At 67.8% G+C, this 12,694-nt stretch carries 13 protein-coding genes; 7 read left to right on the forward strand and 6 right to left on the reverse strand.

Annotated features, from left to right (window positions below; translation table 11 throughout):
• The first annotated feature begins 17 nt into the window (after positions 1–17).
• The 3 genes from nusG (at position 18) to rplA (ending at position 2,250) form a co-directional block, all read left to right on the forward strand.
• Positions 18–1,022, forward strand: a complete 1,005-nt coding sequence (nusG, locus tag AC3ENO_RS01955) for a transcription termination/antitermination protein NusG (RefSeq protein ID WP_434968923.1) — start codon at positions 18–20, stop codon at positions 1,020–1,022.
• An 89-nt stretch (positions 1,023–1,111) separates the two neighbouring features.
• Complete coding sequence (gene rplK, locus AC3ENO_RS01960; protein WP_434968924.1) at positions 1,112–1,543, forward strand: 50S ribosomal protein L11; 432 nt, start codon at positions 1,112–1,114, stop codon at positions 1,541–1,543.
• Positions 1,544–1,557: 14 nt separating this feature from the next.
• Positions 1,558–2,250: a 50S ribosomal protein L1 gene (gene rplA, locus AC3ENO_RS01965; RefSeq protein ID WP_434968925.1), complete on the forward strand. Its 693-nt coding sequence runs from the start codon at positions 1,558–1,560 to the stop codon at positions 2,248–2,250.
• 51 nt (positions 2,251–2,301) lie between these two features.
• On the opposite strand, the gene AC3ENO_RS01970 is transcribed toward rplA, so the two are convergent.
• Entirely contained in the window at positions 2,302–2,997 is a 696-nt protein-coding gene (locus AC3ENO_RS01970; RefSeq protein WP_434968926.1) for a LysE/ArgO family amino acid transporter, read from the reverse strand.
• Positions 2,998–3,066: 69 nt separating this feature from the next.
• Between AC3ENO_RS01970 and AC3ENO_RS01975 the strand changes: the two genes are divergently transcribed.
• On the forward strand, positions 3,067–3,978 hold the full coding sequence (locus AC3ENO_RS01975) for a LysR family transcriptional regulator ArgP (protein WP_434968927.1): 912 nt from the start codon (positions 3,067–3,069) through the stop codon (positions 3,976–3,978).
• Here AC3ENO_RS01975 and AC3ENO_RS01980 read toward each other — a convergent pair.
• From AC3ENO_RS01980 to AC3ENO_RS01995, 4 genes are all read right to left on the reverse strand, one after another.
• Positions 3,965–4,996: an NADP-dependent oxidoreductase gene (locus AC3ENO_RS01980; RefSeq protein WP_434968928.1), complete on the reverse strand. Its 1,032-nt coding sequence runs from the start codon at positions 4,994–4,996 to the stop codon at positions 3,965–3,967. The genes AC3ENO_RS01975 and AC3ENO_RS01980 overlap by 14 nt on opposite strands.
• A gap of 172 nt (positions 4,997–5,168) precedes the next feature.
• Positions 5,169–5,657: a MarR family winged helix-turn-helix transcriptional regulator gene (locus AC3ENO_RS01985; protein ID WP_434968929.1), complete on the reverse strand. Its 489-nt coding sequence runs from the start codon at positions 5,655–5,657 to the stop codon at positions 5,169–5,171.
• Positions 5,654–7,375, reverse strand: a complete 1,722-nt coding sequence (locus AC3ENO_RS01990; protein ID WP_434968930.1) for an MDR family MFS transporter — start codon at positions 7,373–7,375, stop codon at positions 5,654–5,656. The genes AC3ENO_RS01985 and AC3ENO_RS01990 overlap by 4 nt, the downstream gene beginning before the upstream one ends.
• Before the next feature lie 163 nt (positions 7,376–7,538).
• Complete coding sequence (locus AC3ENO_RS01995) at positions 7,539–8,189, reverse strand: YqaJ viral recombinase family protein (protein ID WP_434968931.1); 651 nt, start codon at positions 8,187–8,189, stop codon at positions 7,539–7,541.
• Positions 8,190–8,529: 340 nt separating this feature from the next.
• Between AC3ENO_RS01995 and rplJ the strand changes: the two genes are divergently transcribed.
• From rplJ to AC3ENO_RS02010, 3 genes are all read left to right on the forward strand, one after another.
• The gene (rplJ, locus tag AC3ENO_RS02000) at positions 8,530–9,045 is read left to right on the forward strand and encodes a 50S ribosomal protein L10 (protein ID WP_434968932.1); all 516 of its coding nucleotides are present in this window, start codon (positions 8,530–8,532) and stop codon (positions 9,043–9,045) included.
• Between the two features lie 41 nt (positions 9,046–9,086).
• Positions 9,087–9,479, forward strand: a complete 393-nt coding sequence (gene rplL / locus AC3ENO_RS02005; RefSeq protein WP_434968933.1) for a 50S ribosomal protein L7/L12 — start codon at positions 9,087–9,089, stop codon at positions 9,477–9,479.
• A 102-nt stretch (positions 9,480–9,581) separates the two neighbouring features.
• Positions 9,582–12,116 (forward strand): HAD-IC family P-type ATPase, encoded by a 2,535-nt coding sequence (locus AC3ENO_RS02010; RefSeq protein WP_434968934.1) that lies wholly within the window; start codon positions 9,582–9,584, stop codon positions 12,114–12,116.
• Here AC3ENO_RS02010 and AC3ENO_RS02015 read toward each other — a convergent pair.
• The gene (locus AC3ENO_RS02015) at positions 12,049–12,492 is read right to left on the reverse strand and encodes a hypothetical protein (protein ID WP_434968935.1); all 444 of its coding nucleotides are present in this window, start codon (positions 12,490–12,492) and stop codon (positions 12,049–12,051) included. The genes AC3ENO_RS02010 and AC3ENO_RS02015 overlap by 68 nt on opposite strands.
• Positions 12,493–12,694: the final 202 nt, after the last annotated feature.

Genomic DNA, 12,694 nt, shown 5'->3' on the forward strand with positions numbered 1-12,694 from the left:
GGAAGTGAACGAAACACGTGTCTGAACGATTTCTCGACGACGCCGACTGGGCGCCCGCGGCCGAGCAGTCCTCTGAGGAGGACGAGGCCCAGGAGGGCAACGAGCTCGCGCGTGAAGAGCACCAGAGCGATGCGGCCGAGCACGTTGCCATCCACATCGAGGACGAGGACGGCGACGAGGACTACTCGGACGACGACGTCGAGGTGAGCGACCCGGAGGCTGATGCGATCGTGAACGATGCACTCGAGATCGATGAGGCGGCAGAGGCGCAGGCCGCCGCCGAAGTGCTGACGGACGGTCTTGCGGAAGAAGAGGCCGAGCGTGCGGCACACGCCGCCGAGGAGGTCGCGCCCTACGACGGGCCCGAACTCGGTGACGACATCGACGAGGACGAAGCCGAAGAGGACCCCTACGAGGCCTTCCGAGCCGAGCTCCGTTCGCTTCCCGGCAAGTGGTACGTCATCCACTCCTACGCCGGTTTCGAGCGCAAGGTGAAGGCCAACATCGAGCAGCGCAAGTCCACGCTCGAGGTCGAAGAGGACATCTACCAGATCGAAGTCCCGATGGAAGATGTCGTCGAGATCAAGAACGGCCAGCGCAAGATGGTCACGCGCGTCCGTATCCCGGGCTACGTGCTCGTGCGCATGGAGCTCAACGAAGACACCTGGTCGGTCGTGCGGCACACGCCCGGCGTGACCGGCTTCGTCGGCAATGCCCACAACCCGACGCCGCTGCGGTTCGAGGAGGCCTTCACCATGCTGAAGTCCCTCGTCGAGGTCAAGGAGACGGCTCCGGCCAAGGGTGCGGCGGCCAAGAAGGGCGCGCCGGTCGCTCGCGCGATCCCGGCCGAGGTGGACTTCGAGGTCGGTGAGACGATCACCATCAAGGAGGGGTCGTTCGCAGGCCTGCCCGGCACGATCAGCGAGATCAAGCCCGAGAGCGGAAAGCTCACGGTTCTGGTCTCCCTGTTCGAACGTGAGACCCCGGTCGAGCTCAGCTTCGATCAGGTGACGAAGCTCTAGCGAGACCTACAGACCACCGCGGCCCGGACTGGCCGGGTCCGCGGGAGAGCAGGATGCATACGGCATCCGCTCGATGAAAGGAAAGAAGAATGGCACCGAAGAAGAAGGTGACCGGCCTGATCAAGCTCCAGATCAACGCCGGCGCCGCCAACCCGGCGCCGCCGATCGGGCCCGCGCTCGGTCAGCATGGCGTCAACATCATGGAGTTCTGCAAGGCGTACAACGCCGCGACCGAGTCGCAGCGCGGCAACGTCATCCCGGTCGAGATCACTGTCTACGAGGACCGTAGCTTCACCTTCATCCTCAAGACCCCGCCGGCGGCCGAGCTCATCAAGAAGGCTGCGGGCGTGCAGAAGGGCTCGAAGACGCCGCACACCGCCAAGGTGGGCAAGCTCACCAAGGAGCAGGTGCGTCAGATCGCCGAGACCAAGATGCCCGACCTGAACGCGAACGACATCGAGGCTGCCTCGCTGATCATCGCCGGCACCGCCCGTTCCATGGGCATCACGGTCGAGGACTGAGGGGGATAACGACAATGGCTACCAAGTCCAAGGCTTACACCGAAGCGGCTTCGAAGATCGAGGCCGGCAAGTTCTATTCGCCGAGCGAAGCTGTCACCCTCGCGAAGGAGACGGGCTCGAAGAAGTTCGACTCCACCGTCGAGGTCGCCCTGAAGCTCTCGGTCGACCCGCGCAAGGCGGACCAGATGGTGCGCGGCACCGTCATCCTGCCCCACGGCACGGGCAAGACCGCGCGCGTGATCGTTTTCGCGACCGGTCCGGCTGCCGAGGCGGCGATCGCTGCCGGTGCCGATGAGGTCGGCGGCGCCGAGCTGATCGAGAAGGTCGCGGGAGGCTACACCGCCTTCGACGCCGCCGTCTCGACCCCCGAGCTCATGGGTCAGGTCGGTCGCCTGGGTAAGGTGCTGGGTCCCCGTGGCCTCATGCCGAACCCCAAGACCGGCACCGTCACCCCCAACCCGGCCAAGGCGGTCGAGGACATCAAGGGCGGAAAGATCGAGTTCCGTGTCGACAAGCACGCCAACGTGCACTTCGTCGTCGGCAAGGCGTCGTTCTCGGCCGAGCAGCTCGATGAGAACCTCAAGGCCGCGCTCGACGAGATCGTGCGTCTGAAGCCCTCGAGCTCGAAGGGTCGCTACATCCAGAAGGGGGCGGTCTCGACGACGTTCGGACCCGGCATCCCGCTGGATGTGAACAGCATCGCCTGAGCCTCGCTCTCCCACGAAGACCCCCGCCCTCACGGCGGGGGTCTTCGTCGTTCACCCGCCGACGACCAGGCTGATCCCGAGCGCGATCATCACGACAGCGATGACGGCATCAAGGATCCGCCACGCGCGCGGGCTGGCGAGCCAGCGGCCGAGATACCGTGCACCGAAGCCCAGAGCGCTGAACCACAGCACGCTCGCGAAGACGGCGCCGAGGGCGAAGACCCAGCGGTCGTCGCCATGGGTGTTGGCGATTCCACCGAGCAGGAACACGGTGTCGAGGTACACGTGGGGGTTGAGCCACGTCAGGGCGAGCGCCGTAAGGACGACCCGCGGCAGGCTCGGTGCCGTCGCGACCCGGGGGGTCACCGGCCCCGCGCCGAGGTGCTCGGTGCCGGGGTCGGAGTCGCCCCGGGCTGAGCGCGGGGGAGCCTCCCCCGCCACATCGACCGCGAGTGCCTCGGCGGAAGGCCGCCAAGCGCGCCGGGCCGCGAGCAGACCGTACCCCACGAGGAAAGCGGCACCCGCCCAGCGCACCGCCGTGACCAACCACGGCAGCGTGGCGACGGCGAGCCCCACGCCCGAGACGCCCAGCACGATCAGGGCGGCATCCGATGCGGCGCACACGAGCACGACGCTCAGGACGTGCTCGCGTCGGATCCCCTGCCGCAGGACGAAGAGGTTCTGCGCGCCGATGGCAACGATCAGTGACAGGCCCAGCCCGAGACCGGCGAGAAGGGGAGTGAGCACTCCTGCACGCTATCGATCGCACTTCGTGCACTCCAGCTGATGATTCTGTAGCAGCATTAGCATCACTTCATGAGGATGGACTTCGATCTGGCCGACACCGTCGCGATCATTGCCGAGGAAGGCACGCTCGAGGCGGCAGCCCGACGGATGCGGATCACGCCCAGCGCCGTGAGTCAGCGACTGCGGGCGATCGAGGATCAGCTCGGTCGTGTGCTCCTGGTGCGCTCCAAGCCGGTCCGGCCGACGGATGCGGGAACCGCAGTGATCCGTCTCGCGCGGCAGGCGCGGCTGCTCGAGCAGGACGCGCTCGCCGGGATCGGCAGCCCGAGCGACGTGAGCAGCCCGGTCTCGGTGCCGCTTGCGGTGAACGCGGACTCGCTCGCCACGTGGTTCCTCGCCCCGCTGGCGCGGCTGAGCGCTCAGCATCCGATCGTCTTCGACCTTCACCGCGACGACCAGGACTTCACGGCCGGGCTGCTGGAGAGCGGCACCGTCATGGGGGCTGTCACCTCGCGAGCCGAGCCGGTCGCGGGGTGCCGGGTCACGCCGCTCGGGGTCATGCGGTACGAGGCGGTTGCCACGCCGGGGTTCGTCGAGCGCTTCCTCGGCTCGACATCCGACCTGTCCGGCCTGGACCATGCGCCCGTGGTGCAGTTCGATCGCCGCGACGACCTGCAGGACCGGTGGCTGCGACACCAGGGGATCGCCGGATCGGCGCCGTCCAGGCACTATGTGCCGGCATCGCAGGACTTCGCTCAGGCGGTGAAGCTGGGCCTGGGGTGGGGACTGCTGCCCGCGTTCCAGTCGGCGGCCGAACTGGCCAGCGGAGCTCTTGTGCGTCTCGGCGGACCCCCGATCGACGTCGCGCTCTCCTGGCAGCAGTGGAGCGTGCGTTCTCTGCTGCTGGACACCGTCGCCGACGAGATCGTCGCCGAGGGGCAGCGGGTGCTTCGACCGGAGCCGCCCGTCAGTCGTCGCTGACGCGCAAGACGATCTTGCCGCGGGTGTGTCCGCCCTCGATGTCACTGTGCGCCGCCGCCGCCTCGCCAAGCTCGAGCACGTGGTCGATGTACACCTGGATCGACCGCGAGTCGAGCAGTCGGGCGATCGTCGCAAGCGTCGCGCCCTCCGGGATCACCTTGTAGCTGGTGGCGCGCACCCCCGCGGCGGCTGCCTCGGCGGCGTAATCCGGCCAGGATCCCGTGGGAACGAGGATGTAGATCCCCCCGGGTCGCAGGACCGTCAGCGACCGCGAACCGACCGAATCGGTGACGTTCCCGACGAGGTCGATGACGACATCCATATCGTGGACGACGTCCTCGAACCGGGTGGAGGTGTGGTCGATGACGACCGAGGCGCCCAGATCGCGCAGCCACGGCGCGTTCGCCCCGGAAGCCGTCGCCGTCACGTGCGCGCCGAAGTAGGCGGCGAACTGTACGGCGAAGTGTCCGACGCCCCCACTCCCGGCGTGGATGAGGATCCGCTGACCCTCGTGCGCGTGGGCCGTTTCGACGACCAGGCCCCATGCGGTGAGTGCGGCAACGGGTACTCCCGCCGCTTCGACGTGAGAGAGGGTTGTCGGCTTGCGAGCGATCGACAGGGTCGGCGCGACGACGTACTCCGCGTAGCTCCCAGGGGTGCGGGGGAAGTTCGCCATGCCGAACACCTCGGTGCCGATGGGGAACGGATGCGTCTCGAACGGCGACTCGACCACGACACCGCTGAAGTCGAAGCCGAGGATCGCCGGCAAGCGGTCGACGGCGGGCGCGAGGCCCTTCCCCGCTCGGGTCTTCGCGTCGATGGGGTTGACTCCCGCCGCGACGACGCGGACGAGGACCTCGCTGAGAACCGGACGAGGCACAGCCACGGAGCTCTCCTCGAGCACAGCGGGCGCGCCCCAGTTCGCCACCGTCATCGCCCGCATCTGCGCGGGGATCTCGGCGGGCGTGGTCGAGAAGGCCCGTACCTGGGGGGATGGGCGCAGCGGCCGGAATCGCATCGGTCGCTCCTTCCGCGAGTACATCGTCAATGAACCGTGCGCATCGGCATCGATGCGGCACTCGACGACCAGTGGAACCCCGCCCTCCGCGAGGTGATCCCAGTCAAGCGCGTGATTGTCTCGCTCGTGTTACGCCGGTGTCACCGGACCGATAAGACGCACCGCTCGCGCGTCAGTGCTTCTTCGGGATCTCGCCCGAGGCGAAGGCGCTCAGCAGCTCGGTGAGCTGATCGATCGACTCGGTCGGCCACTGTGCGAGCGACGCGGCGAGCATCTGTTCGTAGGGGCGTCGCGCCGCATCCAATCTGTTCCGGCCCTCCGGTGACAGCGAGATCAGCCGCGAACGGCCGTCGTCCGGGTCGGGTGTGCGCTCGATGAGGCCGAGGCTCTCAAGGTCGGTGATCTGCCGGCTGATCATCCCCTTGTCGGCGGTGAGACGGTGAGCAAGTGCGGAGGAGGTCGTGGGGCCGATCCGCCCAATGGTTGCCAGGAGCTTGAACGTCCCGGGAAGCATGCCCGGACTCACCTCGTCGGCGATCTGCACGTAGAAGCGGCGGATCCGCGAGATGAGCTCGGAGAGCGCGCCCTCGAGTCGGTGGACGGCTTCCCGGTGGGGGTCGGAGGACTCCCTCACCGGCCCCGTGGATGGAGTCTCGGTCATCCGGGGGCTCCTGGCGTGGGCGGGCTCGGTGCCGCGCCGTCTGAGCTGCGCCGCGAGGGTTCGCCATCCGCGGGGGCGCGCGTGGCGGTGAGCACATCCATCCCCTCGCTGACCGACACGGTTGCGAGATCGGCTTCGGACGCCTCGAGGCGCTGACGATTGGTCATGCGGGTCAGTGGCGCGTTGGGCAGGAAGACGATCGCAGCAAGGCTCACGACCGCGATCGGCACGAGGATCAGGAACGAGTGGGAGATGCCCTGAGCATAGACGTCCTCGACGATCGTGCGCAGCGCTTCCGGCATCGCGGAGACCTGCGGGAGAGAGCCCGATTGCAGCTGCGCAGCCCACGTCGGCGCTTCGTCTCCGAGCGTCGCCAGCGCACGGGTGATGTCGTCCCCGCGTCCACCCAGCAGGTCGGTCACCCGGCTGGCCAACGCGGCTCCCATGACCGCGACACCGATGCTTCCGCCGAGGCTCCGGAAGAAGGTCACGCCCGAACTGGCGACACCGAGCCTGCTCGGCTCCGTGGTGTTCTGCACGATGAGCACGAGGTTCTGCATCGTCAGGCCTACGCCTGCCCCGAGCAGGAACATGTACACCGAAACGAGGGCGAAGTTCGTGTCGTACTGGATCGTCGTCAACAGGGCGGATCCGGCGACCAGCGAGACGCCGCCGGCGAGGAGGTACGGCTTCCAGTGGCCGAACCGGGAGATGAGCTGACCCGCACCCACGGATGCCACGAGGAGCCCGCCGATCATCGGGATGGTCATGAGCCCGGCCTCCGTCGGAGTCGCCCCTCGCGCCAGCTGCATGTACTGGCTCAGAAACACGGAAGCCCCGAACATCGCGATGCCCGTCGCGAGGGAAGCCAGGACGGCGAGCGTGAACGTGCGGTTGCGGAACATCGACAGAGGGACAAGCGGCTCGCGGGAGCGCAGCTCGACCACGACGAACAGGATGGCGGCGACGACGGCACCGCCGACCATGACCGCGGTTGTGATGCTCCACCAGTCGAACGAGTCGCCCGCGAGGGTCACCCAGATAAGCAGCAGCGAGACAGCGGCGGAGAGCAGAACGATGCCGAGGTAGTCGATCGAGACGTTGCGAGACTTCAGCGGCGGCAGGTGCAGGGTGCGTTGCACGATGATCAGCGCCGCGAGGGCGAACGGGAGGGCGACGTAGAAGTTCCAGCGCCACCCGATGCCGTCGGTGATGAGACCGCCCACGAGCGGACCGCCGATCGTGGCCAGCGCCATGACTGCGCCGAACAGGCCCATGTACCGCCCGCGCTCGCGGGGACTGATGATGTCGGCCATGATGACCTGGCTGAGGGCCGCGAGCCCACCGGCGCCCACACCCTGCACCGCTCGCATGGCGATGAGCCACTCCGGGCTCTGCGCGAATCCCGCTGCGGCGGTGGCGACCACGAAGATCCCGATCGCCAGCTGGAACAGCAGCTTGCGGTCGATGAGGTCGGCGAGCTTGCCCCACACGGGAGTGGAGATCGCGGTGGTCAGCAGGGTCGCCGTGACGACCCAGGTGAAGGCGGCTTGGTCGCCACCGAGGTCGTGGATGATGACCGGGAGCGAAGTCGATACGACGGTCGAGGCGAGCATGGAGACGAACATGCCCAGCAGGAGGCCGGAGAGGGCCTCGAGAACCTGCCGGTGCGTCATGCCCGACTCGGTGAGCACCGGCGTGGACGAGGAAGACGACATGGATCCCTTTTCGAGAGTGGAGTCGTGACGGCTGATCGAATGGATGCGGGACGCATCCATTCGATTGACAGAAGTCAACTATATGGCGATAGTTGACACGAGTCAACCAAGGCTGGAGTGCGCGAGAACACCGCCCGCGGCGGTGTCCCTGGGGCGGGTGCGCTCAGTCCGACAGCGCCAGCGCCCGGTAGGGCTGGCGTGGCTCCGGCACATCCGGCCTGACCGCTCGCGCGCGCTGGGTCCGCAGGTACAGCTCGTCGATGAGCGCCGTCGCCAGTGCGACCAAGCGAGCGATCTCGGTCTCGTCGCGGTCCACCCAGGCGCAGCGCGGCTCGTCGCCGACCGGCACGAATCCGTCGTGCTCCTCCCAGGCGACCAGGGTCCGCTCGGCCCCGAGGACGTGCTGTTGCCACCACACCTGCCGCAGATACGAGCGGGGGATGCTCCGCCACGGTTTCTTCGTGGTCTTGATCTCCGCGAGCACCACGCGACCCTGGGCGTCGACCATGAGGCCGTCGGGCGTCGCGAGGTGTCGCTTCTCGACCTCGGCGTGAAAGAGCGCGGACGAGGGGAGGATGCCGTGCGTCGCGGCGACCCATCGTGCGATCTCGGGCTCCCTGAGCCGACCGTGTGCCGTGTAGGCGTTCCCCGAGAACCCCGAACCCATGAGCTTGGCGTCCGCGGCGCGGGGGATGGCCCGCTCGGAGGTCAGTGCGGCGACATCCGTGGCCGTGATGCCGCGAGAGCGCGCCCGAACCCATGCCACCCGGTCGCGCGAGTCGGCGACGATGCGCGCTGCCAGTTCCGGGGTCACCCCTCGACCCTATGCGCGGACGACGACGTGCACCTCCCGTACACGCCCAGAACCACGACCGGGCGGGAAGGGCGGTGGTGCGATTTGTCGGGGCGCAGGCCAGGCGCGTACACTGGGGGAAGCCGAAGACCGCCGGTCATCGGCGTGCGTGAAGATGCACGTCGACCGAAGCACTGGACAGCCTCCGTACGGAGGCCGACAGGGGCCCGCGCAGGTGACACGAACCACGCCCGTTCCGGGCCGAAGCTCCGTGCGCTTGCGCCGGAGCTTTTTTCGTTGTCCGGGGGCAGAGGCTCACGTTCCGCCACCGCGGAACGTGCACAAGACACAAGGAGTGGCCATGGCGCAGAAGGAAGCGACGGTTGCCGAGCTCACGAAGAACTTCGAGGACTCGACCGCCGTTCTGCTCACCGAGTACCGCGGTCTGACGGTTGCGGAGCTCAAGGAGCTCCGCAACGCGATCCGTCAGGACGCCGAGTACGCCGTGGTGAAGAACACGCTCTCCAAGATCGCCGCGCACAACGCGGGGATCACGTCGATGGATGAGGACCTCAAGGGGCCTTCGGCTATCGCGTTCGTGCACGGTGACCCCGTCACCGTCGCGAAGGGACTGCGCGCCTTCGCCAAGGCACACCCTCTTCTCGTGATCAAGGGCGGATACTTCGACGGTTCCCCCCTGAGCGCGGATGAGGTCAACAAGCTCGCCGACCTCGAGAGCCGTGAAGTCCTGCTGGCGAAGCTCGCCGGCGCGATGAAGGCCTCGATGACCAAGGCAGCATTCGTCTTCAACGCGCTGCCGTCCAAGGCCGTTCGCACGGTCGACGCGCTGCGCGAGAAGCAGGAGTCCGCGGCCTGAGTCGGGCCCCGGCGATAACCAACCCATCAAGGAGAATCATCATGGCAAAGCTCAGCACTGAAGAGCTGCTCGACGCGTTCAAGGAGCTCACCCTCATCGAGCTCTCCGAGTTCGTCAAGGCGTTCGAGGAGACCTTCGACGTCACCGCCGCCGCGCCCGTCGCGGTCGCCGCTGCCGGCGCCCCCGCCGGTGGTGCCGGCGAAGCCGCCGCCGAGGAGGAGAAGGACTCGTTCGACGTCATCCTCGAGGCTGCCGGCGACAAGAAGATCCAGGTCATCAAGGTCGTCCGCGAGCTCACCTCGCTCGGCCTCGGCGAGGCCAAGGCTGTCGTCGACGGCGCTCCCAAGGCCGTCCTCGAGGGCGCGAACAAGGAGACCGCCGAGAAGGCGAAGGCCGCTCTGGAAGAGGCCGGCGCCAGCGTCACCCTCAAGTAAGTCCCTCGCGACTTCTTCCCGGAGACTCCGGATGCTGCGGCATCCGGAGTCTCCGTCGTTTCGTCCCCGGATCGCTCACGCCCGGCCCGCTAGGGTGAACGCATGACCAGCGCCACCGACGCGGCGACGCAGCCCGGACCAGAGCCGACCCGGGATCCGGACACCATCGAAATCACCGGTCTGACGACAGCGGAGGTCGCGCAGCGGGTCGCGGATGGTCGGACCAACGCCTATCAGGCCGACTCGAGTCGCAGCATCGGCAGCATCATCCGCGCCAACGTCTTCACGATCTTCAACGCGATCGTCGGGTCCTGTTTCGCGGTCCTCCTCGTGCTCGGCCGGTGGCAAGATGCGATCTTCGGGCTCAGCGCCCTCGCCAACACGATCATCGGCGCGTGGCAGGAGTTCCGCGCCAAGGCAGCGCTCGACCGGCTCGCCCTCCTCAACGCCCCGACCGCCCGCGTCATCCGCGAGTCCACCGAGAGCGAGATCCACCCGACCGAGGTCGTCATCGACGACATCCTGGTCTTGCGGGCGGGCGACCAGATCGCGGCCGACGCCGAGGTCGTGCACGCGCGGGGACTGCAGGTCGACGAGTCGATGCTCACCGGAGAGTCGGATGCCGTCGACAAGCACCCAGGCGACGAAGCCCTGTCCGGGTCCATCGTCGTGGCCGGTGAGGGGATGGCGCGGGTCGTCCGCGTCGGCGCGGATTCCTACGCGAACCGCTTCGCGGCCGAGGCGAAGCGCTTCTCGCTCGTCTCGAGCGAGCTGCGTTCCTCGATCAACCTCGTGCTGCGCGTCGTGGGCTGGGCGATCGGGCCCATCGGCCTTCTCGTGCTGAACGCGCAGATGATGGTCTTCGGCGGCTGGGCGGCGGCGTGGGAGAGCGGCGACTGGGTCCAGGCCGCCGTCAACACCATCGCGGCGGTCACCGCCATGATCCCGCTCGGTCTCGTGCTCATGACGAGCATCGCGTTCGCGGTCGGCGCGGCCAAGCTCGCCGGTCGCCAGGTGCTCGTCAATGAGTTACCGGCGGTCGAAGGGTTGGCCCGCGTCGACGTGGTGTGCCTCGACAAGACCGGCACGCTCACCGCTGGCGAGATCGAGTTCGACGCGGTCCACCCCGTCGGTGCGGAGAGTGCGACCGGGTGGGGGGAGGCGTTGGCCTGGTATGGGGCGGACCCGGCGGCAAACGCCACGGCGCGGTGCTTGCGCGATCCCTACCCGCTGGAGCGGATTCTCGCACCGGGAGCGGTCATCCCGTTCTCCTCGGCCCGCAAGTGGAGTGCCGTGTCGTTCGCCGACGGGCCGGCGGGGTCGTGGGTGCTCGGTGCGCCCGAGATGGTCTTCCCGGCGGAGTCCAGACCGGACATGCCCCTCGGGTCGCGTGTGGCCCAGCTTGCGGCAACAGGCCGCCGCACTCTCGTGCTCGGCCACTCTCCGCATCCGATCTCGCCGGAGCAGGCCGATGCGGAGCGCCTTCCGGACGACCTCGTCCCGATCGTCGTGCTCACCTTCCGTGAGCAGGTGCGGCCGGATGCTGCGCAGACGCTGTCCTATTTCCGCGAGCAGGGGGTCGGCATCCGGGTCATCTCGGGGGACAACCCCCGGACGGTCGCGGCGATCGCACGTGAGGTCGGGGTCGACGCTCCCGAAGGGTACGACGCGCGGGAGCTGCCAGACGACGACGAGGAGCTCGCTGACGTCCTCGAGAACTACCACGTGTTCGGACGCGTCACCCCCGAACAGAAGAAGCGGATGGTGACCGCCCTGCAGTCGCGCGGCCACACGGTGGCCATGACCGGCGACGGTGTGAACGACGCGCTCGCGATCAAGACCGCCGACATCGGCATCGCGATGAACTCCGGCGCTGCAGCTACGAAGGCCGTCGCGCGTCTGGTGCTGTTGGACGGACAGTTCTCGCACCTGCCGGATGTCGTCGCGGAAGGTCGCCAGGTGATCGCCAATATCGAGCGCGTCTCGATGCTCTTCCTCACCAAGACCGCCTACATCTTCGTGCTCTCGATCGTCTTCGGCATCCTCATGTTGCAGTTCCCGTTCCTGCCCCGGCAGCTGTCGATCACCGACGGGCTGACGATCGGGATCCCGGCGTTCTTCTTGGCCCTCATGCCCAATCGCCAGCGGTACATTCCGGGGTTCTTGCGTCGCTCTCTGAGCTTTGCCATCCCCGCCGGTGTCGTGGTCGGCGCCGGCCTCACGATCTACACACTGGGCGCGCAGTCGCTCGGAGTCGACGAGACCCAGCTGCGCACCGGAGCGACCATCATCCTCGCGATCGTCGGGATCTGGATCCTCACGGTCCTCTCGCGGCCCATCAATCGCTTCAAGGGACTGGTGATCGGCGCGATGTTCATCGGGCTCGTGCTGATCTTCTCGATCCCGCTCGCGACCGAGTTCTTCCAGCTCGTGGACCCGGGCGAGGATGCCGCCTACCTGCTGACCGCGGTGATCGTTGCGACGATCGGTGGCGTCGAGATCGTGCGGTTCATCCACCGCCGCTTCGTGGCGCGCGACACGGCGGCACGAACAGCGGGTGGGGCACCCGCTACCGCTTCGCGGCGGCGGCGCGGAAGAAGCGGTTCGTCGGCGGAAGCCACAGCACGACGAGGGTGAAGACCTCCAGAGCGAGCTGGATCATCGCGATCCAGTCGAGGTCCGCGGCGGCGATGGCCAAGGCATGAAGCGGTACCTGAATCGCCAGGTACAGGGTCAGCGCGATCCGCGACAGTCGGCTACCGCGCGCGACGCCGGAGGCGATCCCGATGATCAGCAGCCCGAAGAGGATGATCGCTGCCCCGATGAGCGACACCGTGAGGACGTCGCCTGAGTTCGACTGATCGTAGCGGCTCAGCAAGACCAGGATGCCGAGCAGGATGTCCAGCAGTCCCGTGACATACACGAACGCGACGGCCAGCGCCACGATGACGGGTCGACGGGCGGCGTCCCCCGTCGGCTCGACCGCGGCAGTGTCGGTCGTTGTCTCGCTCACGGCACCACTGTAGCGGCCGGCCTTCGCCGTCGGTCATCACGCGAACCCGCACGATTGAGCACGGACCCTCACCTTTCGGTCGAAGAAGCCGGTGGGTTGGTGCGCGAAGGTGTCGGTTCGCGCCTGCGGGTGTTGCGTCGAGGACACGCCGATCCATCCTTTCGACTCGCCGCGTTCACCTCCACGACACTGCTCGGTCGGC

It is taken from the genome of Microbacterium sp. bgisy207 (assembly GCF_057706855.1).

Bases quoted from the DNA above. Each gene is read 5' to 3' on its own strand.
- rplK (WP_434968924.1), top strand. From the start codon at position 1,112: ATGGCACCGAAGAAGAAGGTGACCGGCCTGATCAAGCTCCAGATCAAC.
- rplA (WP_434968925.1), top strand. From the start codon at position 1,558: ATGGCTACCAAGTCCAAGGCTTACACCGAAGCGGCTTCGAAGATCGAG.
- AC3ENO_RS01975 (WP_434968927.1), top strand. From the start codon at position 3,067: ATGAGGATGGACTTCGATCTGGCCGACACCGTCGCGATCATTGCCGAG.
- AC3ENO_RS01980 (WP_434968928.1), bottom strand. From the start codon at position 4,996: ATGCGATTCCGGCCGCTGCGCCCATCCCCCCAGGTACGGGCCTTCTCG.
- AC3ENO_RS01985 (WP_434968929.1), bottom strand. From the start codon at position 5,657: ATGACCGAGACTCCATCCACGGGGCCGGTGAGGGAGTCCTCCGACCCC.
- AC3ENO_RS01990 (WP_434968930.1), bottom strand. From the start codon at position 7,375: ATGTCGTCTTCCTCGTCCACGCCGGTGCTCACCGAGTCGGGCATGACG.
- rplJ (WP_434968932.1), top strand. From the start codon at position 8,530: ATGGCGCAGAAGGAAGCGACGGTTGCCGAGCTCACGAAGAACTTCGAG.
- rplL (WP_434968933.1), top strand. From the start codon at position 9,087: ATGGCAAAGCTCAGCACTGAAGAGCTGCTCGACGCGTTCAAGGAGCTC.
- AC3ENO_RS02010 (WP_434968934.1), top strand. From the start codon at position 9,582: ATGACCAGCGCCACCGACGCGGCGACGCAGCCCGGACCAGAGCCGACC.